The following is a 22,711-nucleotide window of genomic DNA, read 5'->3' as shown; positions in this document are numbered from 1 at the left end:
AAGCAATGACGCTACGTAGCGCAGGCCCTTGATCCCTCACGCTTCAAGGGGCTCGCGCGCCGTTTCGTGGCGGACTAGCGTGGGGACAACGAACGACGGGGAGAAATGGCATGAAGGTCGAAGCGGCGGTCATCAGCGAGTTCGGCAAACCCTTCGAGGTGAAGTCGCTGGAGATGGCGGCGCCCAGCGAGGACGAGGTGCTGGTCCGTCTCGTCGCGGTCGGCATCTGCCATTCGGACATCGCCTGCCAGCACGGCGCCTTCGCCCCGCCCCTCCCCATCGTGCTCGGCCATGAAGGCGCCGGCATCGTCGAGGCGGTCGGCGCCAACGTGACGCACGTCAAGCGCGGCGACCATGTCATCCTGTCCTACGCCTCCTGCGGTGCCTGCGCGGTCTGCGATGACGGCAAGCCGCAATATTGCCTCGAATTCGGCCTGCGGAACTTCAAGGGCTACCGGCCGAACCGCGAGCCGACCTACCATGATGATGGCGGCGAGAAGGTGTGGGGCGGCTTCTTCGGCCAGTCCTCTTTCGCCACCTTTGCCCTATCGACCGCGCGCAACACCGTGAAGGTCGCGCGCCACCATTATCTGGAAGCACTGGGGCCGCTCGGCTGCGGGCTGCAGACCGGTGCCGGTACCGTGCTCAACACGCTGAAGCCGCAGGCGGGCGACAGCCTCGTGGTGTTCGGCGTCGGCACTGTCGGCATGGCGGCGATGATGGCGGGCGTGGCCAGCGATTGCGGCACCGTCGTCGCGGTCGATGTGCATGACGGCCGTCTGGAGCTGGCAAAGGAACTGGGCGCGACCCACACCGTTCGCGGCGACGCCGAGGATCTGATGAAGCAGCTGAAGGCGATCCTGCCCGACGGCGCGACCTTCTCGGTCGACACCAGCGGCAAGCCGTCGAGCATCAAGGCCGCGATCGACGTGCTGGCGCAGCGCGGCACCTGCGCGGTGCTCGCGGTCGCCCCGGGCGTCGAGGTGACGATCATGCCGTCGATGCTGCTTGCCGGCCGCAAGATCATCGGCGTGACCGAGGGCGACGCCGACCCGCAGGAGTTCATCCCGCGGATGATCGAGCTTCACGAAGCGGGCAAATTCCCGTTCGACCGGCTGATAACCTATTACGGCCTCGACGAGATCAACGAGGCGATCGCCGACATGCGCAGCGGCAAGAGCATCAAGCCGATTCTGCGCATGCCGCACTGATCGGCCGTTCCGTCGCCTTCAGGGCCGGGGGCGGCGCAACCGCGCCTGCCCTGCTTCGTTCTCCCTGTACCCGCGCAGACAGGAGAGCGACGATGGCGAACGAACGCGAAGATCTCGGCAGCGACAGCGTCGGCCCCTCGGGCACCGACTTCAATTCGACCGGCCATCTCGGCGGCCTGCGCGGGACGGCCGACGGCCGCAACCCGTCGCGTGACGGCGATCCGTCGATCCGCGGCGAGGACAGCCTCGACGGCGCCAGCATCATCGACACCAATCTGGTCGCCGGCGGCCCGGGGCCCGACCCGCGTGACTTCGACGATGAGTGATCCAGCGCCCCCCAAACCGCAGGACAGCAGCGCTGCGCTGCGCGCCGATGGCGGCGACACCATGGCCGACGGCCGCGGCGGCAAGCGCAAGCCGCACCGCGAGGCGGGCGTTACCCAGCTCCACGGCGAGCCGGGCGATGCCCGGCGCGGCGCGCGCGACGCCGGCCACGACAGCTGAGGAAATGGCGATGAGCGATCAGCGCAAGCCCGTGCCACCCGAAGACGAGATCGACCGCACCGGCCGTATCGATCAGGTGGTACCCGGCGAGAGCTTCGAGGCGCCGCCCGCGGCCCGCGAGCCGCCGACCGGCCTCGACGAGAATGACGCGGCCCCCGGGGGAGTCGACAGCGTCGACTTCCCCGGGGCCGCTGCGCCTTAAGTCCCTAGCCGAGCGTCGCCAGCAGGCGGCGCGCCGCGGCGGCGTTTTCGAGGTTCGGCAGGCGAAGCGCCGTCGTCAGTTCGCGCTTGGCTTCCGCCTTCTTGCCGTTGGCCGCGAACGCCACGCCCAGGTGATGGCGGATGTTCGCATCACGCGGCGAGGTCTTCGCCGCGAGCTGCAGCAGCGCCAGGCCACGCTTCGGGTTGGCCTTCGTCTCGATGAGGATGGTGCCGAGCGTGTCCTGCACCGCCGGCGAGCGCGGCGCGGCCTTCAGCGCCACCTCGGCGAACGATGCCGCCTTGGGGTCGCGCATCTGGTGCAGCGACCAGGCGAGGTTGTTGTTGACGATCGGATCGTTGCCCAAGCCCTTCTTGCGCAGGTCCTGATAGATGGCGATCGCCTGCCGGTGCTGCTTCGTCTGCAGGTAAAGGTCGGCGAGCTGCGCGGACCCTTGCGCATCGCGCGGATTGGCCTTGGTGTAGGCCTGCATCAGCGCGATGGCGTCGGCGGGCTTGCGGGCGCGCAGCGACGCGGTTGCCATGCGGGTTGCGACCGCCCGGTCGAAGTTGATCTTACGTGCCGCCTGATAGGCCGCCATCGCCTTCGGCGCATCGCCGAGGGTGAGGTACGCGTCGCCCAGCACCTGATCCGGAATGTTCGAGCGCGGATAGGCCTTGCGCATGCGGTCGACGAGCGCGACCGCCTCGTTGATGCGCCGGTCGCGCGTTTCGAGGCCGATGAGGTCGATATAGACCGGCAGCAGGTTCTGGCCCTGCATGGTCAGCGCCTGATTGAGCGTGCCGCGCGCGGCGTCCGGCCGGTTCTGCGCGACCTGCGCGCGCGCCAGCATCACCCGCGGCGGCACCGCGTTCGGCACCAGGTTGATCAGCCGGTTGAACGAGCTTTCCGCCTCGGCAGGCTTGCGGCCGACCATGAAGGCGATGCCCGTGGCCTCGAAGGCGCGCGGATTGTTGTTGAAGTCACGCTCCAGCGCACGCGCTTCGGTCAGCGCGCGGTTGGGCTGGCCGACGCTGACATAGGTCTGCATCAGCGCGACGCGCGGCTCCAGCGCGCGCGGCTGCGCGGTGGCGGCGCGCTTCAGCCAGGCGATCTGGTCCTCGGTCTTGCCGGCGCGCGCCGACAGCTGCGCCAGCGAGGTCATCGCGCGGATGTCGTTGCGGTTCGCCTCGAGCACGCGCAGCAGTTCCTGCCGGCCCGCTTCCGTACGGCCGTCCGAAATGAGCAGCTGCGCGAGGTTGCGGCGGCCTTCGACGAACTTCGGCTGCTTGGCGACCGCGGCGCGGAAGTTGGCCTCGGCCCCCTTCTTGTTGTTGAGGCCCATCAGCGCGGCACCGCGCATATTGTAGCCGATCGGCGAGTTCGGATGCGCCTTCACCAGCCGGTTGGTGATGTCGAGCGCCTCCCTGAACTTGTTCGCGCGCATGTTGACCAGCGCCGACAGCATCAGCGCCTGCTGCGAGTTCGGGTCTTCCTTCAGGACGTTGGACAGGTCGGCGGCGGCGGCCGACGTATTGCCCTGCGCCACGCGGGTCATCGCAAGCTGGGTGCGCATCGCCGCATCGTTCGGCGCCGCCTTCGACGCGCGCTCGAGGAAGGCCTGCGCGTTGTTATAGTCGCCCTTGCGCGCATAGGCGGAGCCGAGCAGCGCGAGCGTGCGCGGATCGGCACGGCCCGAGCTGACGATCGGCCCCAGCGTATCGATCGCGCCGTTGGCGTCGCCCTTCCTCAGCTGCACCGCGGCGAACACCTTGCGCGCCACGTCGCTTTCGGGAACCTGCGCGACGACCTTGCCGAGATATTCCTCGGCCTGCTGCACGTTGTTGAGCTGGTAGGCGAGCATACCCTGCAGCAGCAGCGCCGGCGGATAGCGGTCGAGCGAGCCCTTGGTGCGCGTCATCAGCGCATTGGCCTTGTCATACTGGCCGGCGCGCGATTCGATCACCGCTTCGAGGTAGAGCGCGAGCGGATGGTCGGCGACGATGCCCTGCACCTTCTTCAGGTCGGCCTTCGCCTCCGGGGTGCGCTTCAGGTCGCTCAAGGTCGACGCGCGCTCGAGCAGCGCCTCGATATTGTTCGGGTCGATCTGCAGCGCCTGATTGTAATAGGGCATCGACCGCTCGAGGCCGAGGCGACGGCGGACATAGTCACCCTTCAGCAGCAGCGCCGGGAGGTTGCTCGGCTCGAGCGCCAGTGCGCGATCGTTGTTCTTCTCGCCCTCGGCCCCCTGCCCCATCATCATCTGGTAGCGGGAGAGGTCGACGAGCGCGTCGGCGCTCTGCGGCGCGATGCGGGTGGCGAGCTCGAACTCGGCGCGGGCGCGCTCGGGCTGGTCGAGCGACGTCTGGATACGGCCGCGGATTCGGGCCGCATAGGAGGAGAACTGGTCGGGGACGACCGCCGGGTCGGCTTCCTTCAGCGCCTTGTCGAAATCGCGTTGCAGCAGATAGGCGTGCGCCATCAGGTGGCGGGTCTTGTCACGCGGGATGCCGGCCTTGATCGCCTTTTCGATCTCGGTCTGCGCGCCGACGCCGTTGGCGCCCTCCAGCATGATGCGCGCGTTGACGAGGCGGGCGAGTTCGTTGTTCGGGTCCGACTGCAGCGCCTTCATGATCTCGATGCGAGCGCCACGGATGTCGCCCTTCTCGAAACGCTGGAAGCCGCGATCGTAGGAAGAGGCGGACTCGGTATTCCGGTCGGCGAGCGCCGGTGCCGCGAAGGCCATGCTCAGCCCAAGCGCCGTCATCGCCAAAGCCGCGGCGCGAGCCTTTGAACGCTTCTCGATCATAGCAACCTCTACCCCCCAACGGACCCGTGAAGCCCCCTGACGCCGTCACTATGACGGGTCAGGCGCCCGGCTTCAAACGTCGATGTTATACTGCTTCAATAAGTCGTAGAATGTCGGCCGGCTGACGCCCAGCAGCTTGGCCGCGTTGGAGATATTGTTCTCCGTCCGCGCCAGCGCAAGCCGGATCGCCTTGCGATCCGCGATTTCGCGCGCTGTCTTCAGGTTGAGCAGTTCGGCGTCCTCGGGCTTGTCGTCGAGGTCGAGGTCGGCCGCCGAGATGCGCGAGCCTTCGGTCATGATCACCGCGCGCTTCATGCGGTTTTCAAGCTCGCGCACGTTGCCCGGCCAATGCCAGGCGTTGAGCGCGGCCAGCGCGTCGGGGGTGAACCCCTTCACGTTGCGATTGAGGTCGCGCCCGAATTTCTTGAGGAAGTGATGCGCCAGCAAGGTCGGGTCGCCATGCCGCTCGGCCAGCGGCGGGATGCGCACCACGATCTCGGCGAGGCGGTAGTAGAGATCCTCGCGGAAGCGCTGATCGGCGATCATCGTTTCCAGGTCCTGGTGCGTCGCGCAGACGATGCGCACGTCGACCGGGATCGGCTTCCGGCCGCCGATACGCTCGATCACCCGCTCCTGCAGGAAGCGCAGCAGCTTCACCTGCAGCGGCAGCGGAATGTCGCCGACCTCGTCGAGGAACAGCGTGCCCCCTTCGGCCAGCTCGATCTTGCCCTCGGTCGTCTTGATCGCGCCGGTAAAGGCGCCTTTCTCGTAACCGAACAGCTCGGCCTCGAGCAGATTTTCGGGGATCGCGGCGCAGTTGATGGCGATGAACGGCTTCTTGGCGCGGCCGCTGGTGTCGTGAACGCCGCGGGCGAGCAGTTCCTTGCCGGTGCCGCTGGCGCCGAGCAGCATCACCGAGACGTCGGCGCCGGCCACCCGCTCGATCATCCGCGCGACCTTGGTCATCGCGGGGGCGGCGGTGATCATGCCGCCCAGCACGCCGTCCGACGGCCGCTCGGCCAGCCGATCATTCTCCCGCTCGAGATCATAGAGGTGGAAGGCGCGGCGGACGATCATGCCCAGCTCGTCGATGTCGACGGGCTTCTGGTAGAAGTCGTAGGCGCCCGAGGCGATGGCGCGCAGCGCGCTTTCGCGGGCGCCGTGGCCCGACGCGACGATGATCTTGGTGTCGGGCTTCAGCCGCTGGATTTCCTCCAGCGTCGCAAAGCCCTCGCTGGTGCCGTCGGGATCGGGCGGCAGGCCGAGGTCGAGCGTCACCACCGCCGGTTCATGCTGGCGCAGCGCGTCGATCGCGGCGGTGCGGTCGCCGGCGATGATCACCTCATAATCCTCGTAGGACCATTTGAGCTGCCGCTGCAGCCCCTCATCGTCCTCGACCACCAGCAGCTTGCGCGGCTTGTCGGTCATCAGGCCCGTTTCCTCTCGTCTACATCCGCCGCCAGCGGCAGCAGAACGCTGAACAACGTACCTTCGCCTTCCCGGCTGACCACGTCCAGCCGCCCGCCGAGCGCGCGCACGATTTCGCGTGCCTCATAGGCACCGATGCCGAAGCCGTCGGCCTTCGTCGAGCGGAAAGGCTTGAACAACTGGTTGCGAACGAAGGCCGGCGACATGCCGACGCCCTCGTCGGCGATGTCGACGCGCGCCATGCCGCCGTCCTTGCGCAGCGACACGGCGACCGGCGCCGCCGGCTCGCTGGCGTCGATGGCGTTCTGGATCAGGTGGGTGAACACCTGCTCCAGCCGCCCGGCATCGCCTACCACCTGCAGCGGCAGCGGCCCGGCGGTCAGCGACAGCGCCGCGTGCGCCCGCGTCTTCGTCTCGACGACGCCGCGCACCACCGCCGACACGTCGACCGTCGCCGTCTCGTCGACCTTGCCGCTGTTGTGCTGCGCGAGGCGCGCCAGCAGGTCGTTCATCTTGCCGACCGAGCTCTGGAGCGTCGCCACCATGTCGGCGCGGAAATCGGGATTGTCGGCGTGGCGCTCGGCGTTGCGCGCGACGAGGCTCAGCTGGCTCACCAGATTCTTGATATCGTGCATGATGAAGGCGAAGCGGCGGTTGAACTCGTCGAACTTCTGCGCTTCCGACAGCGCCGCCTGGCTCGCGGCCTCGGCGATATAGCTCGCCGCCTGCCGCCCGACGGTGCGCAGCAGGTCGAAATCCTCCCAGTTCAGCTCGCGATCGGCGCGCGACCGCTCGATGACGATGAAACCGGCCAGCCGTTCGAGATGGATCAGCGGCACGATCAGCCAGGCCTGCTTGTCGGCGAGCACGAAGTCGGGCGCGTTCATCACGCCATAGTCGCCGCCGCCGCTGCGCAGCTCCTCGACATCGACGATGCGGCCGCGATCGCCGAGGTAGCGCAGCAGGCCGTTATCGGCGTCGACGCGGCCGGTGACGAGGTTGCGGTAATTCCAGCGGGCGGCCAGCTCGAAACCGCCGTCCTCGCCCGGCACATACAGCGCGCCGCCCGGTGAATCGACGATGTCGCAGACGCCCTGGATGACGCGCTCGGCGAGGCCGCCAAAACCCGGCCCGCTGCGCGACACGGTGCCGATCAGGCGCAGCCATTCCTGCCGATAATCATATTTATAGGCGAAGAAATGCTTGTTGATCCACACCCGCGCCGAGGCGCGGAAACGGCCGGAGAACACCACGACGGCGGCGAGGATCATCGTCGCGACGAGGAAGCCGATCTGGAGAAGCTTGCCCCAGTCGCCGCCCAGCAGGCGCAGCGCCCAGGCGGCGACCGCCATGACGATGAGGTAGCCGCCGATGCCGATCAGCGAGAGGGTGTGGAACACCACCTGCCGCGATACCTGCAGGTTCCACAGCCGGTTGCGCGAGGCGGAGAGCGCGATCAGCGGCACCACCAGCACGTTCGCAAAGCCGCGCACCGCGAACAGGTCCCAGCTGACCGTCCCGGAGAGGAACCTCAGCGTGTACATGTTGAGGTCGTAGCCGAACAGGAAGGCGAGCCCGATGCACAGCAATCTTATGCTCCACCGGTTGGCGTCGGCGGTGTTGATGTAGAGGTTGTGGACCAGCACCAGCCCGCCGATCGCCACGGCAAGGCGCGACAGCAGGAACAGATAGGCCACCCCGGCCGAGGTCGGCGTGCCGGTCAGGTCGTCGGCGAAGTCGATCGCGAGCTGCGCGGTGATGGTGAAGCCCATCGCCACCGCGATGACGAAGGAGGAGCTCATCCGCTGCTCGAGCCGCCATGACCGCGACAGCAGCGAGACGAGGAAGGCGAGCCAGGCGGCCGAGCGCAACGTCTCGCCCGGCGAGACCAGCACCAGATAATCGCCGCCATAACGGCTGGCGAGGCCGACGGCGCCGGCCCAGACGGCGGTCATCGTCGCCGCCGCGATCAGCCACAGGCTGGCGATGCTCTGGTCGCGCCGCACCAGCAGCACCGCCGCCAGCGCGCCGAAGCCGACGCAGGCGATGAGGTGGCTGACAAAGCCGACCTGGTCCATCAGCGGTGCCCGCCCCCCCTGTTAAACGCGCCGCTCAGCGGACGCCGTCCCGCCACAGGATGACCCGAACCGTCTGAATGAGGATCAGAAGGTCGAGGAACATGCTGTAGTTCTTCACATAATAGAGGTCGTACTCAAGCTTGTGGCGCGCGTCGTCAACGCTGGCGCCATAGGGATAGTTGAGCTGCGCCCAGCCGGTGATCCCCGGCTTCACGACGTGCCGCTCGTTGTAGAAGGGGATCTGCGCGGCGAGGTCCTGTACGAAGAAGGGCCGCTCGGGCCGCGGGCCGACGAAGCTCATGTCGCCGCGCAGCACGTTGATGATCTGCGGGATCTCGTCGATCCGCGTCGCGCGGATGATGCGGCCGATCGCGGTCACGCGCGGGTCGGACTTCTGCGCCCATTGTGGGGTGCCGTCCTTCTCGGCGTCTGTGCGCATCGATCGAAACTTGATCACGTCGAAGCTGCGGCCGAACTGGCCGACGCGCTCCTGCCTGTAGAACACCGGCCCCGGGCTGGTCAGCTTGATCAACGCCGCGGCGACCAGCAGCAGCGGCGAGGAGATCGCCAGCAGCAGCGAGCTGGCGGCGATGTCGTAGAGCCGTTTGCCGAGGACCGCGCTGCCCTTCGCGCCAAGGAAGCCGTCGGAAAAAATCAGCCACGACGGCGACACCGAGCCGAGATCGACCCGGCCGGTCTCGCGCTCGAGAAAGCTCGACATATCGGTGACATGCACGCCCGCGAGCTTGGCCTTCAGCAGGTCGCCGGTCGGCAGCGCGCCGCGCCGTTCCTCCAGCGCCAGCACGATCTCCTCGACGCCGAGCTCGTCGGCGAGGTCGTAGAAGGACGAGACCTCCTCGCGCACGACCGCGCCGGCCACCCGCGGCTCGCGGTCGGTCATCCGCACATAGCGGACGATCTGGAAGCCGGCGTCGGGCGAGCGGCTGACTTCCTCGAGCTTTGCCGCGCGCTCGCCCGCCCCCAGCACCACGACGCGGCGGCGAAAGCGGTTCCAGTTGATCAGCTTCCCGAACACGCCGCGGGCGACCATGATCAGCACATAGGAAAACAGCGCGGCGTAGAGGAAGATCGATCGCCACAGCGCCACGTTGGGCAGCAGGAAGAACACCACGGCCAGCACGACGAGGCTCAAGGCAAAGGCGACGAGCAGCCGCGTCGCCACCAGCCGCACCGAGCGATAGCCATGCAGCGGCTGGTAAAGCCCGGTTGCCAGCATCACCACCGACACCACCATGGCGTAGGTCAGCACCTCGCCGAAGCGATCGGTGGTCGGCAGCGCGTCGATGCCGATCTGGTCGGCGCGCAGCTGCCACGCCGCCTCTGCCGAAATCAGCAGCAGCAGGAATTCGATCACGCCGAGAAACAGCAGCGGGGTCGGAATATAATGTTTGAACAGGCGAATCACGCCGCGCCCACACCCCTTGCCCGCACCATTGCCCTGATGCCGGCTCTACGACCGGCTGCCCGCGGCTTCCATAGCGCAGAAATCACTAAGCGAATATTCATATCGGGCCACTTGGTCTTGTCATGCCAAGCGCCTATGCCGAACCGATGATCTGGCCGGTAATCCTTTCGGGCGGTTCGGGAACCCGGCTGTGGCCGATGTCCCGCCTGCGCACCCCCAAGCAACTGCTGCCGATTGCCGGCGACGACACGATGATCCAGGCCACTGCCTCGCGCACCGGTGATCGCGGGCGCTTCCACGCGCCGATCGTGGTGGCGAACGAGGCGCACCGCCGCGCGATCATCGCGCAGCTCGACGCCGCCGGCATCGAAAGCGGCGAACTGATCCTCGAGCCGATGGGCCGCAACACCGCGCCCGCCATCGCCCTCGCCGCCCGCCGCGTCGTCGCGCAGGACCGCCAAGGCCTCATGCTGGTGATGCCGTCCGACCATGTGATCGGCGACGTGGCCGCCTTCCACGCAGCGATCGAGCGGCTGATGCCGCTGGTCGCCGACGGCTGGCTCGCCACCTTCGGCATCCGCGCCGCGTCGCCCGAGACCGGCTATGGCTATATCAAGCTCGGCGATTGGCTGGCCGAGGGCGTCAGCAAGGTCGAGCGCTTCGTCGAGAAGCCCGACTATGACACCGCGCAGGCCTATGTCGCCTCGGGCGGCTACACCTGGAACGGCGGCATCTTCCTGATGCGCGCCGACCGCTATCTGGAGGCACTGGCCCGCTATGCCCCCGCCATCGACGCGGCGGTGGCCGAAGCGATCGAGGGCGCGACGCTGGAAAACGGCGTGTTGCGCCCCGCCAGGGAAGCCTTTGCCCGCTGCCCGTCCGATTCGATCGACTATGCCGTGATGGAGCGCGACGACCGCGTCGCCGTCGCCCCCGTCGACATCGGCTGGTCGGACATCGGCTCGTGGGACGCGCTCTTCGACATCGCCGAGCGCGACGACCAGGGCAATGCCGTGCGCGGCGACGCGATCATCGTCGATTCGCGGGATTGCCTCGTGCGCAGCGCCGGGCCGCTGGTCAGCCTCGTCGGCGTCAGCGGGCTGACCATCGTCGCCGAACATGACAGCGTGCTGATCGCGGCGCGCGGCCGCGGTCAGGACGTGAAGAAGATCGTCGACCGCCTCGCCGCCGACGACCGGCGCGAGCATCTCGACGCCGCACGCGAGAGCCATGTCTGGGGCAGCGAGATGCACCTGATGCCCGGCGTGCGCATCGTGACGATGGACGCCGGCGCCAGCTTCACCGCCGTGTCGGCGCGGGTGACCCTGTTGACCGGCGAGGTCAGCCTCGACGGCGAGCCGCTGGTTCGCGGCGAGCAGGTAGTGGTCGAGGCCGGCCAGCAGCTGAGCTGCGACGCTGACACGCCATCGCAATTTCTCGCGATAAGATTCTGATTTCTATCGACTCGACTCGTACCATCCTCGACTTCGCTTCGCCAACGCGACAACGGTCAGCATGACCGGCACTTCGACGAGGACGCCAACCACCGTTGCCAACGCCGCGCCGGAATGCAGGCCAAACAGGCTGATCGCCGTCGCCACGGCCAACTCGAAGAAGTTGGACGCCCCGATCAGCGCTGCCGGCGCAGCGACACACCACGCGACGCCAAGTTTCTTGCTCAGCCAATAGGCCAGCCCCGCGTTGAAATAGACCTGGACGAGGATCGGCACCGCCAGCAGCGCAATGACGAGCGGCTGATCGAGCAGTTGACGCCCTTGGAAGCCGAACAGCAACACCAGCGTCAGCAGCAGCGCGATGATCGACACTGGCCCCGCTCGCGAAAGAAGCGCGTCGAGCGCCGGCTTTCCGCCGGCGGCCAGCACCTTTCGCCGCAGCACCTGCGCGAAAATGACCGGAATGACGATGTAGAGCGCCACCGACAGGAGAAGCGTCTCCCATGGCACCGTGATCGAGGCGACGCCCAGCAGGAACGCCACCAATGGCGCGAAGGCGAAAACCATGATCACATCGTTCAACGCCACCTGGGAAAGGGTGTAGTGCGGCTCACCCTCGCAGAGATTCGACCAGACGAAGACCATCGCCGTGCAAGGCGCGGCCGCCAGCAAGATCAGCCCAGCGATGTAGCTTTCGATCTGTGCCGCCGGCAGCAGCGGCCGGAACAGCCAGCCGATGAACAGTGTCGCCAGCAGCGCCATGCTGAAGGGCTTCACCGCCCAGTTGATGAACAGCGTTACACCGACGCCGCGTGCATGCTGACGCACCATCCCGAGCGCGCCGAAGTCGATCTTCAGCAGCATCGGGACGATCATCAGCCACACCAGCAGCGCCACCGGCAGATTGACCCGCGCAAGCTCCGCATCGGCGACCACGCGGAAGAACTCGGGCGCGAATGCGCCTGCCCCGATGCCGACGAGGATGCAGAGACCGACCCAAAGCGAAAGGTAACGCTCGAATCCGCTCATGAGGACGCGGCTGGCCCAACCGCGCCGATGTCGTCCAGCCTCCCTTTCAGGCTCATCCGGTCGATGCTGGCGAGCGGAAGCGCGGTGAACAGCGAAATGCGGCGCGAGAGCATCCGATAGGCGTCGAAGAACGCGGCGTGCTGCTCGGCAGCTGATCCTTCGACGGCAGCAGGATCGGGAATGCCCCAGTGCGCGCTCATCGGCTGGCCCGGCCAGATCGGGCAGACTTCACCGGCTGCGTTGTCACAGACGGTGAAGATGAAATCCATCGCGGGCGCCGCCGGGCCGGCAAACTCGTCCCACGACTTCGACCTGAACCCGCTGGTATCGTACCCGAGGCTTTGCAGGACATCGAGCGAACAGGGGTGAACCTCGCCTTTCGGCATGCTGCCGGCACTGAAGGCGCGGAAATGCCCCCCGCCCTCGCGGTTCAGGATCGCCTCGGCGAGGATCGACCGCGCCGAGTTACCCGTGCAGAGGAACAGGACGTTGTAGGTGCGGCTCGCCATGGGTCACGCGCAGCACTTGTCGGCGCTGGCGGGCGCGACGATGGCAGGCATCGCAGGCACGCAACAGGCATCCGCTGCGGCGCTCGCCGATGTCAGCCCATTCAGCCCCGGCCCGACGCCGTAGTCCGTCGCTTCGCCGGTTGTGAAGAAGGTTTCCCACACCACGCCCTGCGGATCGGCGATCCAGCTCTTTTCCGACTTCGCGTAGCAGCAGGTCGTCGCGCCTTCCTCGAGCACAGGCCGGTCGGCCGCCTTCAGCCGGTCATAGACTTCCGACAGCTCAGCCGCTGTCTCGACCTGTATGCCAAGGTGTTCGATGCCGGTGGCAGCACATTGGCCGGTCGAGATCGCGAAGTTCAAGCGCGGATCGTCGAGCATCCACTTCGCATAGTCCGGCTTGGTGACGGTCGGCTCGTTCGCGAACAGCGTCGAGTAGAAGCCGATCGACTGCTGCAAATTCTCGACACTCACATGGACGTGCAGGCGCTTCATGTCCGCTTCCTTCAGCAAGTGGTGCAGTTGACGGGCGCGGCGATGCCGCTCCCGCAGATTTCGGGACGGCCTTGGCAGCAGTCCTCCATCAGGAAGGCGAGCAGGCGTCGCGTGCCCTCGTAATCGGCGGCATAAATAACCGCTCGACCGTCCCGGCGCGACGACGCCAGCCCGGCGCGCTCCAGCCCACCGAGGTGATGAGACATCGTAGAGGGAGGTGCGCCGACAGCGGTGGCGATGTCACCAGCGGTCATGCCGTTCGGCCCGGCCTTCACCAGCAGCCTGAACACGCTGAGCCGCGTGTCCTGCGCGAGCGCGCCGAGCGCGGTAACTGCTGCGTCTTGATCCATCCGGCGACTCCATCAATTCGATGAGAGTCGAAATATTCGATGATTGTCGAAACGTCAATCGACGACGCGCGCCAAGGCACCCGGGGTCAACCCCGGATACCTTGATCAAGATCTTCGAATGGAGTGGCGGTGTCGGAGGGATTCGAACCCTCGATACGTCTTTACAACGTATAACGGTTTAGCAAACCGCCGCCTTCAGCCGCTCGGCCACGACACCCGCGAGCGGGGCATATAGACGACGCCCCGCCTGTTCAACAAGCCGTTATCGCCCTTTGAAATCGGGCGCGCGCTTCTCGAGCAGCGCGTTGACGCCTTCGACGTGATCCTCGGTCATGTGCATGATCGCCTGCGCGGTGGCGCTCATCTCCATGATCGTGTCGTAGCTGGCGGTCTGCCCCTGCCGCAGCAGGGTCTTCGCCAGCCGCAGCGCCTGCGGCGGCTGCGCGGCGATCCGCTCCGCCAGCGCCCAGGCTTCGTCCATCAAGGTGTCGGCGGGCACCACGCGGCTGACCAGCCCCCACTCCGCCGCCGTCTTGGCGTCGACCACGTCGCCGGTGAACAGCAGCTCGCTCGCCCGGCTCATGCCGATGCTGCGCGGCAGCAGCCACGCGCCGCCGTCGCCGGGGATGATGCCGAGCTTCAGGAAGGTGACGCCGAACTTGGCCGTATCGGCGGCGATGCGGATGTCGGCGAGGCAGGCGACATCGCAGCCCAGGCCGATGGCGGCGCCGTTGACCGCGGCGATCACCGGCATTTCGAGGCCGTAGAGCGCGCGCGCCAGCCGGTGGATGTTGGTGCGATAGCCTTCGCGCACCTCGACGGGCCCGCCACTGAACGCCCCCGCGCGGTCGCGCATCGCCTTGACGTCGCCGCCCGCCGAGAAGGCCCGCCCCGCGCCGGTCAGGATCGCGCAGCGGATCGAGCGGTCGGCGTTCACCTCGGCACAGGCGGCGGCGATGGCGTCGCCATCGCCGGGGGCGCCGAGCGCGTTCATCGCCTCGGGGCGGTTGAGGGTCAGCAGCGCGATGGCGCCGCGGCGTTCAAAGGTCAAAAGGCTCATGGCCCGCATGGATGCCGGGCGCGACAGCCGCTGTCCACCGCGCTATTCGGACAGGCGATGCTGTCGCCCTGCACGAAGGTCTGCTCGATCGACGCCGCCACCGGCTGGTGCCTGGGGTGCGCGCGCAGCCTGCCCGAGATCGCCGCCTGGGCGAGCGTCGGCGATGCCGAGCACGCCGTCATCCTCGCCGCCCTGCCCGCCCGCCGGGCCAAACTCGATGCCATCCACGGAGAAGCCCATGCCGATCGCGCTGAATGACCCCTCGCTGCCGCCGATCGGCCGCATCTTCTGCGCCGCGGTCAACTATGCGGCGCACCGCGACGAGATGGGCCGCGCCGCGCAGGAAAAGCCGATGATCTTCACCCGCGGCGCGCAGAGCCTCGTCCAGCATGGCGAGCCTTTGCTCCTCCCGCCGGAATCGAGCGACTTCGACTTTGAAGGCGAGCTGGCGCTGATTATCGGCACGCCGGGGCGGCGCATCAGCCGCGGGAAGGCGCTCGACCATATCCTCGGCTGGACCTGCTTTCAGGATGGCACCCTGCGCGACTGGCAGCGCCACACCGGCCAGTTTACCCCCGGCAAGAATTTCGATCGCTCGGGCAGCTACGGCCCGCATATCCTGACGCCGGCCGAGTTCGGCGACTACAAGGCGCAGACCTTGATCACCCGCCTCAACGGCGAGGAAGTGCAGCGCACCGCGATCGACCTGATGCTGTTCGATGTCGAAACGCTCATCGAATATATCTCCACCTTCACCGAGCTGCGGCCGGGCGACATGATCGCCACCGGCACCTGCGGCGGCGTCGGCGTGAAGCGCACCCCGCCGCTGTTCATGAAGGCCGGCGACCGCGTCGAAGTGGAGGTCACCGGCCTCGGAATCCTCGCCAACAGCGTCGAAGCCGAACGGCTCGGCGCATAAGCGACTCGGTTCAGCGTGGCGAAAGCCACGGTCGTTGATCTGGGGATTCGCGCCTGCTTATGGTGCGCCCAGAACGATCCGGGGGAGACGACGCCATGACCATCCGCACCGCGCTGCCGGCCTTGCTGGCCTTCGCGCTCGTCGCTGCGCCCGTGGCGGCGCAGACCGCCGACGAGGATCTGGCGCCGATCCCCGAGGACGGCGTGGTCACCACCACGCCCGCCGCGCCGGTCACGCCGCCGGCACCCACCACCCCGGCCGAGGCGCCCGCCGCGCCGGTGCAGCCGGCGAGCTATGAGCAGGACGACATCCTCGCCGCCGCCGAAGGCGTGTTCGGCAAGGGCGCGGAAGGCGCCGCCAAGCTGATCGAGAAGGCCTTCGCCGACCTCGGCAAGCCCAACGCCTATATCGCGGGCCGCGAAGTCAGCGGCGCGATCGTCGTCGGCGTCCGCTACGGCAGCGGCGTGCTGCATCACAAGGTCGAGGGCGACCAGCCCGTCCACTGGACCGGGCCTTCCGTGGGCTTCGATGTCGGCGGCGACGGCTCGAAGACCTTCACGCTGATCTACAACCTCAACGACGCCGAGGAGCTGTTCCGGCGCTACCCGGCGGTTGAGGGCAAGGTCTATGTGCTGGGCGGCTTCACCGCCAACTACCACCAGCGCGGCGACACTATCCTGGTGCCGATCAAGCTCGGGGTCGGCTGGCGCCTCGGCGCCAACGTCGGCTATCTCAGCTACAGCAAGAAGGCGAAGATCCTGCCGCTCTGAAACCAGGAAGGGCCGCCGCGAACCCGGTTCGCAGCGGCCCTCCTTTTCTTTGTCCCGCTGCGAACTAGGCGCGCTTGCGGCGGCGCAGGCCGGCCAGACCGGCGACGCCGAGGCCGAACAGGCCGAGCATCGCGGGCTCCGGCACGGCCGTCGCGTCGAACGACACATTGTCGATCGCGAATGAGGCCGGGCCGGTCGAGGTCTGCGGAATGAAGTTGCTGAAGCGCAGCGTCACCGACTGACCGCCGAAGCCCGACAGCAGCGACATCACGTCGATGCTCCGCACCGTCCAGTTCTGGAAGAAGCCGGCGCCGCCATTGTTGGTGAACGTCGCGTTGTAGACGTTACCGATGAGCGCTGCACCGTTGAACAGGTCGACCGAGAAGGTGCGCGGCTGCGCCCAGTTCCAACCGGCGCCGCCGCCGGCAGCGTCCGACCAGCTGATCGTCGCATCGCCGATCGCATTCGGCAGCAGCACGGTCTGCGATATCGCGTAAGTCGACCCGGCGGAGCCGTCGAGCGAGTTGTAGGCGGCGTAGCTGCCTTCGGTGGGATTGGTGAAGCTATTGTACGGGCCGAAGCCGGTGCAGCCGCTCGTCGAACCGGTGGTGCCGACGGTATAGTTGCTGTTGCAGCCGCCTGAGTGCGGACCCGTACGGCTCCAGCCGCTGAGATTGCCGGCCTCGAAGCCGCCGTTGGTCAGCAGCTCGGCAGCGAAGGTCGGCACGCCGGACAGCAGCGCGGTGGCCAGCACCGCAGCCTTGAACTTCATCATCCTGGAAAATCCCCCAAATCGAACGCCAGGGGCCATATGCAAGCCCCGGGCCAGTGGCGGAAATGCGCCATTCCTGGAGGCACGCGTACAAGATTTGTAAACTAAACCGACGGTTTAGGCCCGGATCGTCTCGTCGAAGCGGATCGGTTCGCCTGCGGGCGTGCCGATCAGCTCGGCTTCCCACATCACGCGACGCCCACGGATGATCGTGCCGACCGGGCGGCCCTTCAGCGTTATGCCCTCGAACGGCGACCAGCCGCAGCGGCTCGCCAGCCAGTCGCTGCTGATCTTCCACTCGCCGGTCAGGTCGACGATCGAGAAATCGGCGTCATAGCCGGCAGCGATGCGCCCCTTGCCCGTCAGCCCGAACAGCCGCGCCGCCCCCGCCGAGGTCAGGTCGACCAGCCGCTGCAGGCTCAGCCGCCCGGCGTTCATATGGTCGAGCATCAGCGGCAGCAGCGTCTGCACCCCCGGCATCCCCGAGGGCGAGTCCGGATACGCTTTCGCCTTCTCCTCGCGGGTGTGCGGCGCATGGTCCGACCCGATCACGTCGGGCACGCCCTGCGCCAGCCAGTGCCACAGCCCGTCGCGATGCGCGCCCGACCGGATCGGCGGGTTCATCTGCGCGAAGGTGCCGAGGCGTGGATAGGCCTCCTCCCCCGCCAGCGTCAGATGCTGCGGCGTCACCTCGCAACTCGCCACGTCCTTGCAGGTCGCCAGATATTCGAGCTCGGCGGGCGTGGTGATGTGCAGCACATGGATGCGCCGGCGGGTTTCGCGCGCGAGCGCCACGATGCGCCGCGTCGCCTTCATCGCCGATTCGTCGTCGCGCCACACCGGATGGCTCGACGCGTCGCCGGCGACGCGTAAGGCGGCGCGCTCCTGCATCCGCGGCTCGTCCTCGGCGTGGATGGCGACGCGGCGGCGGCCGTTCTTCAGCACTTCGCGCAGGCAATCGTCGTCCGACACCAGCAGGTCGCCGGTCGAGGCGCCCATGAAGATCTTCACGCCAGAGCAGCCGGGGAGCATCTCCAGTTCCTTCAGCGCCTCAGCATTGTGGTTGGTCGCGCCGACGTAGAAGGCGTGGTCGCACCACATACGGCCCTTGGCGCGGCCGAGCTTGTCGTTGAGCGCGTCGGCGGTGTCGGTATTGGGCTTGGTGTTCGGCATTTCGAACAGCCCGGTGATGCCGCCCAGCACCGCGGCGCGGCTGCCGCTCTCCAGATCTTCCTTATGCTCCAGCCCCGGCTCGCGGAAATGCACCTGCGTGTCGATGGCGCCCGGCAGCACGGTGAGGCCGGTGCAATCCACCGTCTCGCCGGCGCTCCCGGCCCCGCGCGGCAGCAGCGCCGCGATCTTGCCGCCGCTTACCGCGACGTCGCATTCGGTCAGGCCGCCGGGCGTGTAGACGCCGCCGCCCCGGAGGATCATGTCGAAGGTCTGGTTGGTTGCCATGCCAAAACCAATGCCAGAGTCGCCGCTTCGGTTAAAGCCGCAACGCCGCCGCTCCCCCTCCCCGTCATACCGGCGAAAGCCGGTATGACGAATGTGGGGCGGGTTGGACTGGCGGGGGCGCACGACAATCCTTAGCTTCACATGATGACCCAGATCGCCGCGCTCACCGACCGTGCCGTCCTTCGTATCGGGGGCGGCGAGGCGCGGCCCTTCCTGCAGGGGCTGCTGACCAACGACGTCGACGCGCTGGCGCCCGACAAGCCGCTGTGGGCCGGCCTCCTCAGCCCGCAGGGCAAATATCTGTTCGACATGATCCTGTTCGACACCGGCGACACGATCCTCGCCGATGTGCCCGCAGCGCGCGCGCCCGACCTCCTCAAGCGCCTGACCATGTACAAGCTGCGCAAGGACGTCACCGTTGCTGCCAGCGACCTGAAGGTGTTCGCCGCCTGGGACGGCGAGAGCGACGCGCCTTACGACCCCCGCCTCCCCGGCCTCGGCCGCCGCTGGATGGCCGAAAGCGCCGACACGACCGCGACGCTCGCCGACTACATCGCGCACCGCCTGTCGCTCGGCGTCCCCGATAGCGACGATTATCCCGTCGACAGACTGATGTGGCTCGAATCGAACGCGGTCGAGCTGAACGGCGTGTCCTTCACCAAGGGCTGCTACGTCGGCCAGGAGAACACCGCCCGCATGCACCACCGTGACAAGCTGCGGAAGCGGCTGCTGCCGGTGCTGCTGACGGCCGACCCGCAAGAGGAGCGCAGCCTGCGCGCCGGCGACCGCGAGGCGGGCGAGCTGATCTCGCACCACGGCGGCCACGGCGTCGCGCTGATGCGCGTCGAACAGGCCGGCGAACCGCTGACCCTCGGCGGCGCTGCCGTCACCATCGAATGGCCGAGCTGGCTGGGCGCCGGTCCCCGCGCCGAATGATCGAGCTTGCCGCCGCCGTCCTCGCCATGATCGCCATCGTCGCGGTGCGCTATCTGGCGGTGTCGGGCGGCTTCGCCTGGCTGACCGGCCGCCGCCACCCCGGCCTGTACGCGGGGGAGCGGATGCGCGGGCAGATGCGCCGGGAGATCGGCTGGTCGCTCGCCGCCGCCGCGATCTACGGCGCCCCGGCGGGCCTCACCCTCTACGCGTGGAAGCAGCTCGGCTGGACGCAGATCTACACCGACTGGAATGCGCACAGCCTGTTGTGGATTCCCCTGAGCATCCTCGCCTATCTCTTTATCCACGATAGCTATTTCTACTGGACGCACCGCGCGATGCACCGGCCGCGGCTGTTCCGCCTGATGCATGCCATCCACCACGACAGCCGCCCGCCGACCGCGTGGGCCGCCATGTCTTTCCACCCGTGGGAGTCGCTGTCGGGCGCACTGCTGATCCCGGCGCTGACCTTCCTGATTCCCATTCATGTCGCGGCGCTCGGCATCGTGCTGACCGTGATGACCTTCTTCGGCGTCACCAACCATATCGGCTGGGAGATTTTCCCGAAGCGCTGGCTTGCCGGCCCGTTCGGCGCGGCGATGATCTCCGCCTCGCACCATCACCGCCACCACACGGACTATCGCTGCAACTTCGGCCTCTACTTCCGCTTCTGGGACCGGCTGTGCGATACCGACCGGGGTTTGTCGGGGGAGTTGGCGCATGCACCGGATGATGATGACAGGCGCCGCGCTGCTGCTGATGGGCGCGTCGAGCGCCCCTCCTGAGCCCGTCACGCTCACGATCATGCTGGTCGGCCTGCGGTCGAGCGAGGGCGAGGTGCGCGTCTGCGTCTTCCCCCGCGCCGACGGCTTTCCCGATTGCGCGAAGGTCGAAGGTGTCCGCCGCGTCGCAGCCCCCGCCGCGCCTGAAGTGCGGCTGACCGTCGAGGGTCTGACACCGGGCGCCTACGCCGTCTCGGTGATCCACGACGAGAACGGCAACCGCAAGCTCGACAAGAGCGTGGTCGGCATGCCCACCGAAGGCATCGGCTTCAGCCGGAACCCCCGCCTGATATTCGGCCCGCCGGCGTTCGACAAGGTACGGTTCGACCCGAGCGCTGAGCCGATGCAGGCCATCAAGATGAGATATTATCTCTGAGCCACCTTCAACCCGTCATCCCCGCCTCCGCAAAGAGGACGATTGAGCGAGCTTCATTGACTCTCCCACCCCTCCCGGCGCATCGTCCGCGCGTTCCCAGGGGTGCCCGAGCAGCGGGCTGAGACAGCGCCAAGTGCGGCGCCAAACCCTCCGAACCTGATCCGGTTCGCACCGGCGTAGGAAACGGAACCCAGCGCTTTTCGCGCCACCGCTCCCGCCGTGCGACCAATGACTTGCGGGAGTTTTCTGATGGCCGACATTAACGCACGCACCGAGATGCCAGGCGCCGCAGGCATGAAAGGCGTCACCACCGGGCCGCTGCCCGCCTCCCGCAAGGTGCATGTGCCGGGCGAGCTGTTCCCCGATGTCCGCGTCGCCATGCGCGAGATCGACCTCGAGCCGACCTCGGGCGAGAAGCCGCTGCGCGTGTATGACGCCTCTGGCCCCTACTCGGACCCCAACATCCGCATCGACATCATGGCCGGCCTCCCGAAGCTGCGGCAGGCGTGGATCGAAGGCCGCGGCGACGTCGAGCGCTATGATGGCCGCGAGGTCCGCCCCGAGGACAATGGTCTCCGCGGCGCGCGCAAGAGCGAGATTCAGGCCGAATTCCCCAACGTCGAGAAGCGCCCCCTGCGCGCCAAGCCCGGCGCCAACGTCAGCCAGATGCACTATGCCCGCCGCGGCATCATCACGCCCGAGATGGAATATGTGGCGATCCGCGAGAATCTCGGCCGCGCCAAAGCCGCCGAGATCGCCGCCCGAGATGGCCAGGACTTCGGCGCGTCGATCCCCGACTATGTCACCCCCGAGTTCGTGCGCGACGAGATCGCCCGCGGCCGCGCCATCATCCCGGCGAACATCAACCACCCCGAGGCCGAGCCGATGGCGATCGGCCGCAACTTCCTCGTCAAGATCAACGCCAACATCGGCAATTCGGCCGTCGCCTCGAGCGTAGCCGAGGAGGTCGAGAAGATGGTGTGGTCGACCCGCTGGGGCGCCGACACCGTCATGGACCTGTCGACGGGCCGCAATATCCACACGACGCGCGAATGGATCATCCGCAACTCGCCGGTGCCGATCGGCACCGTCCCAATCTACCAGGCGCTGGAGAAGGTCGGCGGCATCGCCGAGGAGCTGAACTGGGAAATCTTCCGCGACACGCTGATCGAACAGGCCGAGCAGGGCGTCGACTATTTCACCATCCACGCCGGCGTCCGCCTGCCCTACATTCCGCTGACCGCCAAGCGCGTCACCGGCATCGTCAGCCGCGGCGGCTCGATCATGGCGAAATGGTGCCTGTCGCATCACCGCGAGAGCTTCCTCTACGAGCATTTCGCCGAGATCTGCGAGATCATGCGCGCCTATGACATCAGCTTCTCGCTCGGCGATGGCCTCCGTCCCGGCTCGATCGCCGACGCCAACGACGAGGCACAGTTCGCCGAGCTGGCGACATTGGGCGAGCTGACCAAGATCGCTTGGGAGCAGGACTGCCAGGTGATGATCGAAGGCCCCGGCCATGTGCCGATGCACAAGATCAAGGCCAACATGGACAAGCAGCTCGAGGCCTGCGGCGAGGCGCCCTTCTACACATTGGGGCCGCTGACCACCGACATCGCGCCCGGCTATGACCACATCACCTCGGCGATCGGCGCGGCGATGATCGGCTGGTTCGGTACCGCGATGCTCTGCTACGTGACCCCGAAGGAGCATCTCGGCCTCCCCGACCGCGACGACGTCAAGGTCGGTGTCGTCACCTACAAGCTCGCCGCCCACGCCGCCGACCTCGCCAAGGGCCACCCGGCGGCGCAGGCCCGCGACGACGCCTTGAGCCGCGCCCGCTTCGAGTTCCGCTGGCGCGACCAGTTCAACCTGTCGCTCGACCCCGAAACCGCCGAGCAGTTCCACGACCAGACCTTGCCCGCCGAAGGCGCCAAGACCGCGCATTTCTGCTCGATGTGCGGCCCCAAATTCTGCTCGATGAAGATCACGCAGGAAGTGCGCGAGTTCGCGGCGAAACAGAACGCATCCGCCGACACCTTCCTCGCCGCGCAGCCGATGGCAGAGGCCGACGCCGACAAGGGCATGGCGGAGATGAGCGACAAGTTCCGCGAGAAGGGCGGCGAAATCTACCTGCCGGCGGAGTGAGGCG

The 22,711-nt window shown here is 67.5% G+C and carries 23 protein-coding genes, 1 tRNA gene and 1 riboswitch; of the genes, 12 read left to right on the top strand and 12 right to left on the bottom strand.

What is annotated here, in order from left to right; all coding sequences use genetic code 11:
* Positions 1–110: 110 nt before the first annotated feature.
* The 4 genes from ACFOMD_RS12970 to ACFOMD_RS12955 all read left to right on the top strand — a co-directional run bounded on the left by ACFOMD_RS12970 (position 111) and on the right by ACFOMD_RS12955 (position 1,917).
* Complete coding sequence (locus ACFOMD_RS12970; protein ID WP_380862032.1) at positions 111–1,211, top strand: NAD(P)-dependent alcohol dehydrogenase; 1,101 nt, start codon at positions 111–113, stop codon at positions 1,209–1,211.
* 92 nt (positions 1,212–1,303) lie between these two features.
* A complete protein-coding gene (locus tag ACFOMD_RS12965) occupies positions 1,304–1,537 on the top strand; it encodes a hypothetical protein (protein ID WP_380862030.1) in 234 nt (77 codons plus the stop codon).
* Complete coding sequence (locus ACFOMD_RS12960; protein WP_380862028.1) at positions 1,530–1,715, top strand: hypothetical protein; 186 nt, start codon at positions 1,530–1,532, stop codon at positions 1,713–1,715. Before ACFOMD_RS12965 ends, ACFOMD_RS12960 begins: the two co-directional genes overlap by 8 nt.
* Positions 1,716–1,725: 10 nt before the next feature.
* The gene (locus tag ACFOMD_RS12955; protein ID WP_380862026.1) at positions 1,726–1,917 is read left to right on the top strand and encodes a hypothetical protein; all 192 of its coding nucleotides are present in this window, start codon (positions 1,726–1,728) and stop codon (positions 1,915–1,917) included.
* A gap of 4 nt (positions 1,918–1,921) precedes the next feature.
* Here ACFOMD_RS12955 and prsT read toward each other — a convergent pair whose 3' ends face one another.
* The 4 genes from prsT to ACFOMD_RS12935 all read right to left on the bottom strand — a co-directional run bounded on the left by prsT (position 1,922) and on the right by ACFOMD_RS12935 (position 9,655).
* Positions 1,922–4,681: an XrtA/PEP-CTERM system TPR-repeat protein PrsT gene (prsT, locus tag ACFOMD_RS12950; protein WP_380862024.1), complete on the bottom strand. Its 2,760-nt coding sequence runs from the start codon at positions 4,679–4,681 to the stop codon at positions 1,922–1,924.
* Positions 4,682–4,795: 114 nt separating this feature from the next.
* Entirely contained in the window at positions 4,796–6,151 is a 1,356-nt protein-coding gene (gene prsR, locus ACFOMD_RS12945; RefSeq protein WP_380862022.1) for a PEP-CTERM-box response regulator transcription factor, read from the bottom strand.
* The gene (gene prsK, locus ACFOMD_RS12940; protein ID WP_380862020.1) at positions 6,151–8,229 is read right to left on the bottom strand and encodes an XrtA/PEP-CTERM system histidine kinase PrsK; all 2,079 of its coding nucleotides are present in this window, start codon (positions 8,227–8,229) and stop codon (positions 6,151–6,153) included. Before prsK ends, prsR begins: the two co-directional genes overlap by 1 nt.
* A 34-nt stretch (positions 8,230–8,263) precedes the next feature.
* The gene (locus ACFOMD_RS12935) at positions 8,264–9,655 is read right to left on the bottom strand and encodes a TIGR03013 family XrtA/PEP-CTERM system glycosyltransferase (RefSeq protein ID WP_380862018.1); all 1,392 of its coding nucleotides are present in this window, start codon (positions 9,653–9,655) and stop codon (positions 8,264–8,266) included.
* Between the two features lie 122 nt (positions 9,656–9,777).
* On the opposite strand from ACFOMD_RS12935, the gene ACFOMD_RS12930 reads away from it, so the two are divergent.
* Positions 9,778–11,109 (top strand): mannose-1-phosphate guanylyltransferase/mannose-6-phosphate isomerase, encoded by a 1,332-nt coding sequence (locus ACFOMD_RS12930; RefSeq protein ID WP_380862016.1) that lies wholly within the window; start codon positions 9,778–9,780, stop codon positions 11,107–11,109.
* A 3-nt stretch (positions 11,110–11,112) separates the two neighbouring features.
* On the opposite strand, the gene arsB is transcribed toward ACFOMD_RS12930, so the two are convergent.
* The 6 genes from arsB to ACFOMD_RS12900 form a co-directional block, all read right to left on the bottom strand.
* Positions 11,113–12,138 (bottom strand): ACR3 family arsenite efflux transporter, encoded by a 1,026-nt coding sequence (gene arsB, locus ACFOMD_RS12925; protein ID WP_380862014.1) that lies wholly within the window; start codon positions 12,136–12,138, stop codon positions 11,113–11,115.
* Positions 12,135–12,647 carry an arsenate reductase ArsC gene (locus tag ACFOMD_RS12920; RefSeq protein ID WP_380862012.1) on the bottom strand — a complete coding sequence of 171 codons (513 nt, stop codon included), beginning with the start codon at positions 12,645–12,647 and terminating at the stop codon, positions 12,135–12,137. Before ACFOMD_RS12920 ends, arsB begins: the two co-directional genes overlap by 4 nt.
* A gap of 3 nt (positions 12,648–12,650) precedes the next feature.
* The gene (locus ACFOMD_RS12915) at positions 12,651–13,139 is read right to left on the bottom strand and encodes an ArsI/CadI family heavy metal resistance metalloenzyme (protein ID WP_380862010.1); all 489 of its coding nucleotides are present in this window, start codon (positions 13,137–13,139) and stop codon (positions 12,651–12,653) included.
* 11 nt (positions 13,140–13,150) lie between these two features.
* The gene (locus ACFOMD_RS12910) at positions 13,151–13,489 is read right to left on the bottom strand and encodes an ArsR/SmtB family transcription factor (RefSeq protein ID WP_380862008.1); all 339 of its coding nucleotides are present in this window, start codon (positions 13,487–13,489) and stop codon (positions 13,151–13,153) included.
* A gap of 124 nt (positions 13,490–13,613) precedes the next feature.
* Positions 13,614–13,706 (bottom strand) — tRNA-Ser (locus ACFOMD_RS12905).
* A 45-nt stretch (positions 13,707–13,751) separates the two neighbouring features.
* On the bottom strand, positions 13,752–14,549 hold the full coding sequence (locus ACFOMD_RS12900) for a crotonase/enoyl-CoA hydratase family protein (protein ID WP_380862006.1): 798 nt from the start codon (positions 14,547–14,549) through the stop codon (positions 13,752–13,754).
* 57 nt (positions 14,550–14,606) lie between these two features.
* Between ACFOMD_RS12900 and ACFOMD_RS12895 the strand changes: the two genes are divergently transcribed.
* From ACFOMD_RS12895 to ACFOMD_RS12885, 3 genes are all read left to right on the top strand, one after another.
* Positions 14,607–14,807: a DUF1289 domain-containing protein gene (locus ACFOMD_RS12895; RefSeq protein WP_380862004.1), complete on the top strand. Its 201-nt coding sequence runs from the start codon at positions 14,607–14,609 to the stop codon at positions 14,805–14,807.
* Positions 14,788–15,468 carry a fumarylacetoacetate hydrolase family protein gene (locus tag ACFOMD_RS12890; protein ID WP_380862002.1) on the top strand — a complete coding sequence of 227 codons (681 nt, stop codon included), beginning with the start codon at positions 14,788–14,790 and terminating at the stop codon, positions 15,466–15,468. The genes ACFOMD_RS12895 and ACFOMD_RS12890 overlap by 20 nt, the downstream gene beginning before the upstream one ends.
* Before the next feature lie 95 nt (positions 15,469–15,563).
* Positions 15,564–16,238 carry a DUF1134 domain-containing protein gene (locus ACFOMD_RS12885; protein ID WP_380862000.1) on the top strand — a complete coding sequence of 225 codons (675 nt, stop codon included), beginning with the start codon at positions 15,564–15,566 and terminating at the stop codon, positions 16,236–16,238.
* A 64-nt stretch (positions 16,239–16,302) separates the two neighbouring features.
* Here the strand turns inward: ACFOMD_RS12885 and ACFOMD_RS12880 are convergent, their stop codons facing one another.
* Positions 16,303–17,013: a PEP-CTERM sorting domain-containing protein gene (locus tag ACFOMD_RS12880; RefSeq protein ID WP_380861998.1), complete on the bottom strand. Its 711-nt coding sequence runs from the start codon at positions 17,011–17,013 to the stop codon at positions 16,303–16,305.
* A gap of 114 nt (positions 17,014–17,127) precedes the next feature.
* The gene (locus tag ACFOMD_RS12875; RefSeq protein ID WP_380861996.1) at positions 17,128–18,468 is read right to left on the bottom strand and encodes a dihydroorotase; all 1,341 of its coding nucleotides are present in this window, start codon (positions 18,466–18,468) and stop codon (positions 17,128–17,130) included.
* A gap of 141 nt (positions 18,469–18,609) precedes the next feature.
* On the opposite strand from ACFOMD_RS12875, the gene ygfZ reads away from it, so the two are divergent.
* The 4 genes from ygfZ (at position 18,610) to thiC (ending at position 22,707) form a co-directional block, all read left to right on the top strand.
* On the top strand, positions 18,610–19,404 hold the full coding sequence (gene ygfZ, locus ACFOMD_RS12870; RefSeq protein WP_380861994.1) for a CAF17-like 4Fe-4S cluster assembly/insertion protein YgfZ: 795 nt from the start codon (positions 18,610–18,612) through the stop codon (positions 19,402–19,404).
* The gene (locus ACFOMD_RS12865; RefSeq protein ID WP_380861992.1) at positions 19,401–20,186 is read left to right on the top strand and encodes a sterol desaturase family protein; all 786 of its coding nucleotides are present in this window, start codon (positions 19,401–19,403) and stop codon (positions 20,184–20,186) included. Before ygfZ ends, ACFOMD_RS12865 begins: the two co-directional genes overlap by 4 nt.
* Positions 20,122–20,559 (top strand): DUF2141 domain-containing protein, encoded by a 438-nt coding sequence (locus tag ACFOMD_RS12860; RefSeq protein ID WP_380861990.1) that lies wholly within the window; start codon positions 20,122–20,124, stop codon positions 20,557–20,559. The genes ACFOMD_RS12865 and ACFOMD_RS12860 overlap by 65 nt, the downstream gene beginning before the upstream one ends.
* A gap of 88 nt (positions 20,560–20,647) precedes the next feature.
* Positions 20,648–20,760: riboswitch (TPP riboswitch) on the top strand.
* Positions 20,761–20,808: 48 nt separating this feature from the next.
* Complete coding sequence (gene thiC / locus ACFOMD_RS12855; RefSeq protein ID WP_380861988.1) at positions 20,809–22,707, top strand: phosphomethylpyrimidine synthase ThiC; 1,899 nt, start codon at positions 20,809–20,811, stop codon at positions 22,705–22,707.
* Positions 22,708–22,711 lie beyond the last annotated feature (4 nt).

This window comes from Sphingoaurantiacus capsulatus (assembly GCF_042648405.1).
Classification (GTDB): domain Bacteria; phylum Pseudomonadota; class Alphaproteobacteria; order Sphingomonadales; family Sphingomonadaceae; genus Sphingoaurantiacus; species Sphingoaurantiacus capsulatus.
Note: the sequence above shows the minus strand (reverse complement) of the source record. Positions and strands in the feature narration are given on the sequence as shown.

Coding starts and splice junctions, on each gene's coding strand:
- ACFOMD_RS12970 (WP_380862032.1), top strand. CDS start 111: ATGAAGGTCGAAGCGGCGGTCATCAGCGAGTTCGGCAAACCCTTCGAG.
- ACFOMD_RS12965 (WP_380862030.1), top strand. CDS start 1,304: ATGGCGAACGAACGCGAAGATCTCGGCAGCGACAGCGTCGGCCCCTCG.
- ACFOMD_RS12960 (WP_380862028.1), top strand. CDS start 1,530: ATGAGTGATCCAGCGCCCCCCAAACCGCAGGACAGCAGCGCTGCGCTG.
- ACFOMD_RS12955 (WP_380862026.1), top strand. CDS start 1,726: ATGAGCGATCAGCGCAAGCCCGTGCCACCCGAAGACGAGATCGACCGC.
- prsT (WP_380862024.1), bottom strand. CDS start 4,681: ATGACGGCGCTTGGGCTGAGCATGGCCTTCGCGGCACCGGCGCTCGCC.
- prsR (WP_380862022.1), bottom strand. CDS start 6,151: ATGACCGACAAGCCGCGCAAGCTGCTGGTGGTCGAGGACGATGAGGGG.
- prsK (WP_380862020.1), bottom strand. CDS start 8,229: ATGGACCAGGTCGGCTTTGTCAGCCACCTCATCGCCTGCGTCGGCTTC.
- ACFOMD_RS12930 (WP_380862016.1), top strand. CDS start 9,778: ATGCCAAGCGCCTATGCCGAACCGATGATCTGGCCGGTAATCCTTTCG.
- arsB (WP_380862014.1), bottom strand. CDS start 12,138: ATGAGCGGATTCGAGCGTTACCTTTCGCTTTGGGTCGGTCTCTGCATC.
- ACFOMD_RS12920 (WP_380862012.1), bottom strand. CDS start 12,647: ATGGCGAGCCGCACCTACAACGTCCTGTTCCTCTGCACGGGTAACTCG.
- ACFOMD_RS12915 (WP_380862010.1), bottom strand. CDS start 13,139: ATGAAGCGCCTGCACGTCCATGTGAGTGTCGAGAATTTGCAGCAGTCG.
- ACFOMD_RS12910 (WP_380862008.1), bottom strand. CDS start 13,489: ATGGATCAAGACGCAGCAGTTACCGCGCTCGGCGCGCTCGCGCAGGAC.
- ACFOMD_RS12900 (WP_380862006.1), bottom strand. CDS start 14,549: ATGAGCCTTTTGACCTTTGAACGCCGCGGCGCCATCGCGCTGCTGACC.
- ACFOMD_RS12895 (WP_380862004.1), top strand. CDS start 14,607: ATGCTGTCGCCCTGCACGAAGGTCTGCTCGATCGACGCCGCCACCGGC.
- ACFOMD_RS12890 (WP_380862002.1), top strand. CDS start 14,788: ATGCCGATCGCGCTGAATGACCCCTCGCTGCCGCCGATCGGCCGCATC.
- ACFOMD_RS12885 (WP_380862000.1), top strand. CDS start 15,564: ATGACCATCCGCACCGCGCTGCCGGCCTTGCTGGCCTTCGCGCTCGTC.
- ACFOMD_RS12880 (WP_380861998.1), bottom strand. CDS start 17,013: ATGATGAAGTTCAAGGCTGCGGTGCTGGCCACCGCGCTGCTGTCCGGC.
- ACFOMD_RS12875 (WP_380861996.1), bottom strand. CDS start 18,468: ATGGCAACCAACCAGACCTTCGACATGATCCTCCGGGGCGGCGGCGTC.
- ygfZ (WP_380861994.1), top strand. CDS start 18,610: ATGATGACCCAGATCGCCGCGCTCACCGACCGTGCCGTCCTTCGTATC.
- ACFOMD_RS12865 (WP_380861992.1), top strand. CDS start 19,401: ATGATCGAGCTTGCCGCCGCCGTCCTCGCCATGATCGCCATCGTCGCG.
- ACFOMD_RS12860 (WP_380861990.1), top strand. CDS start 20,122: ATGCACCGGATGATGATGACAGGCGCCGCGCTGCTGCTGATGGGCGCG.
- thiC (WP_380861988.1), top strand. CDS start 20,809: ATGGCCGACATTAACGCACGCACCGAGATGCCAGGCGCCGCAGGCATG.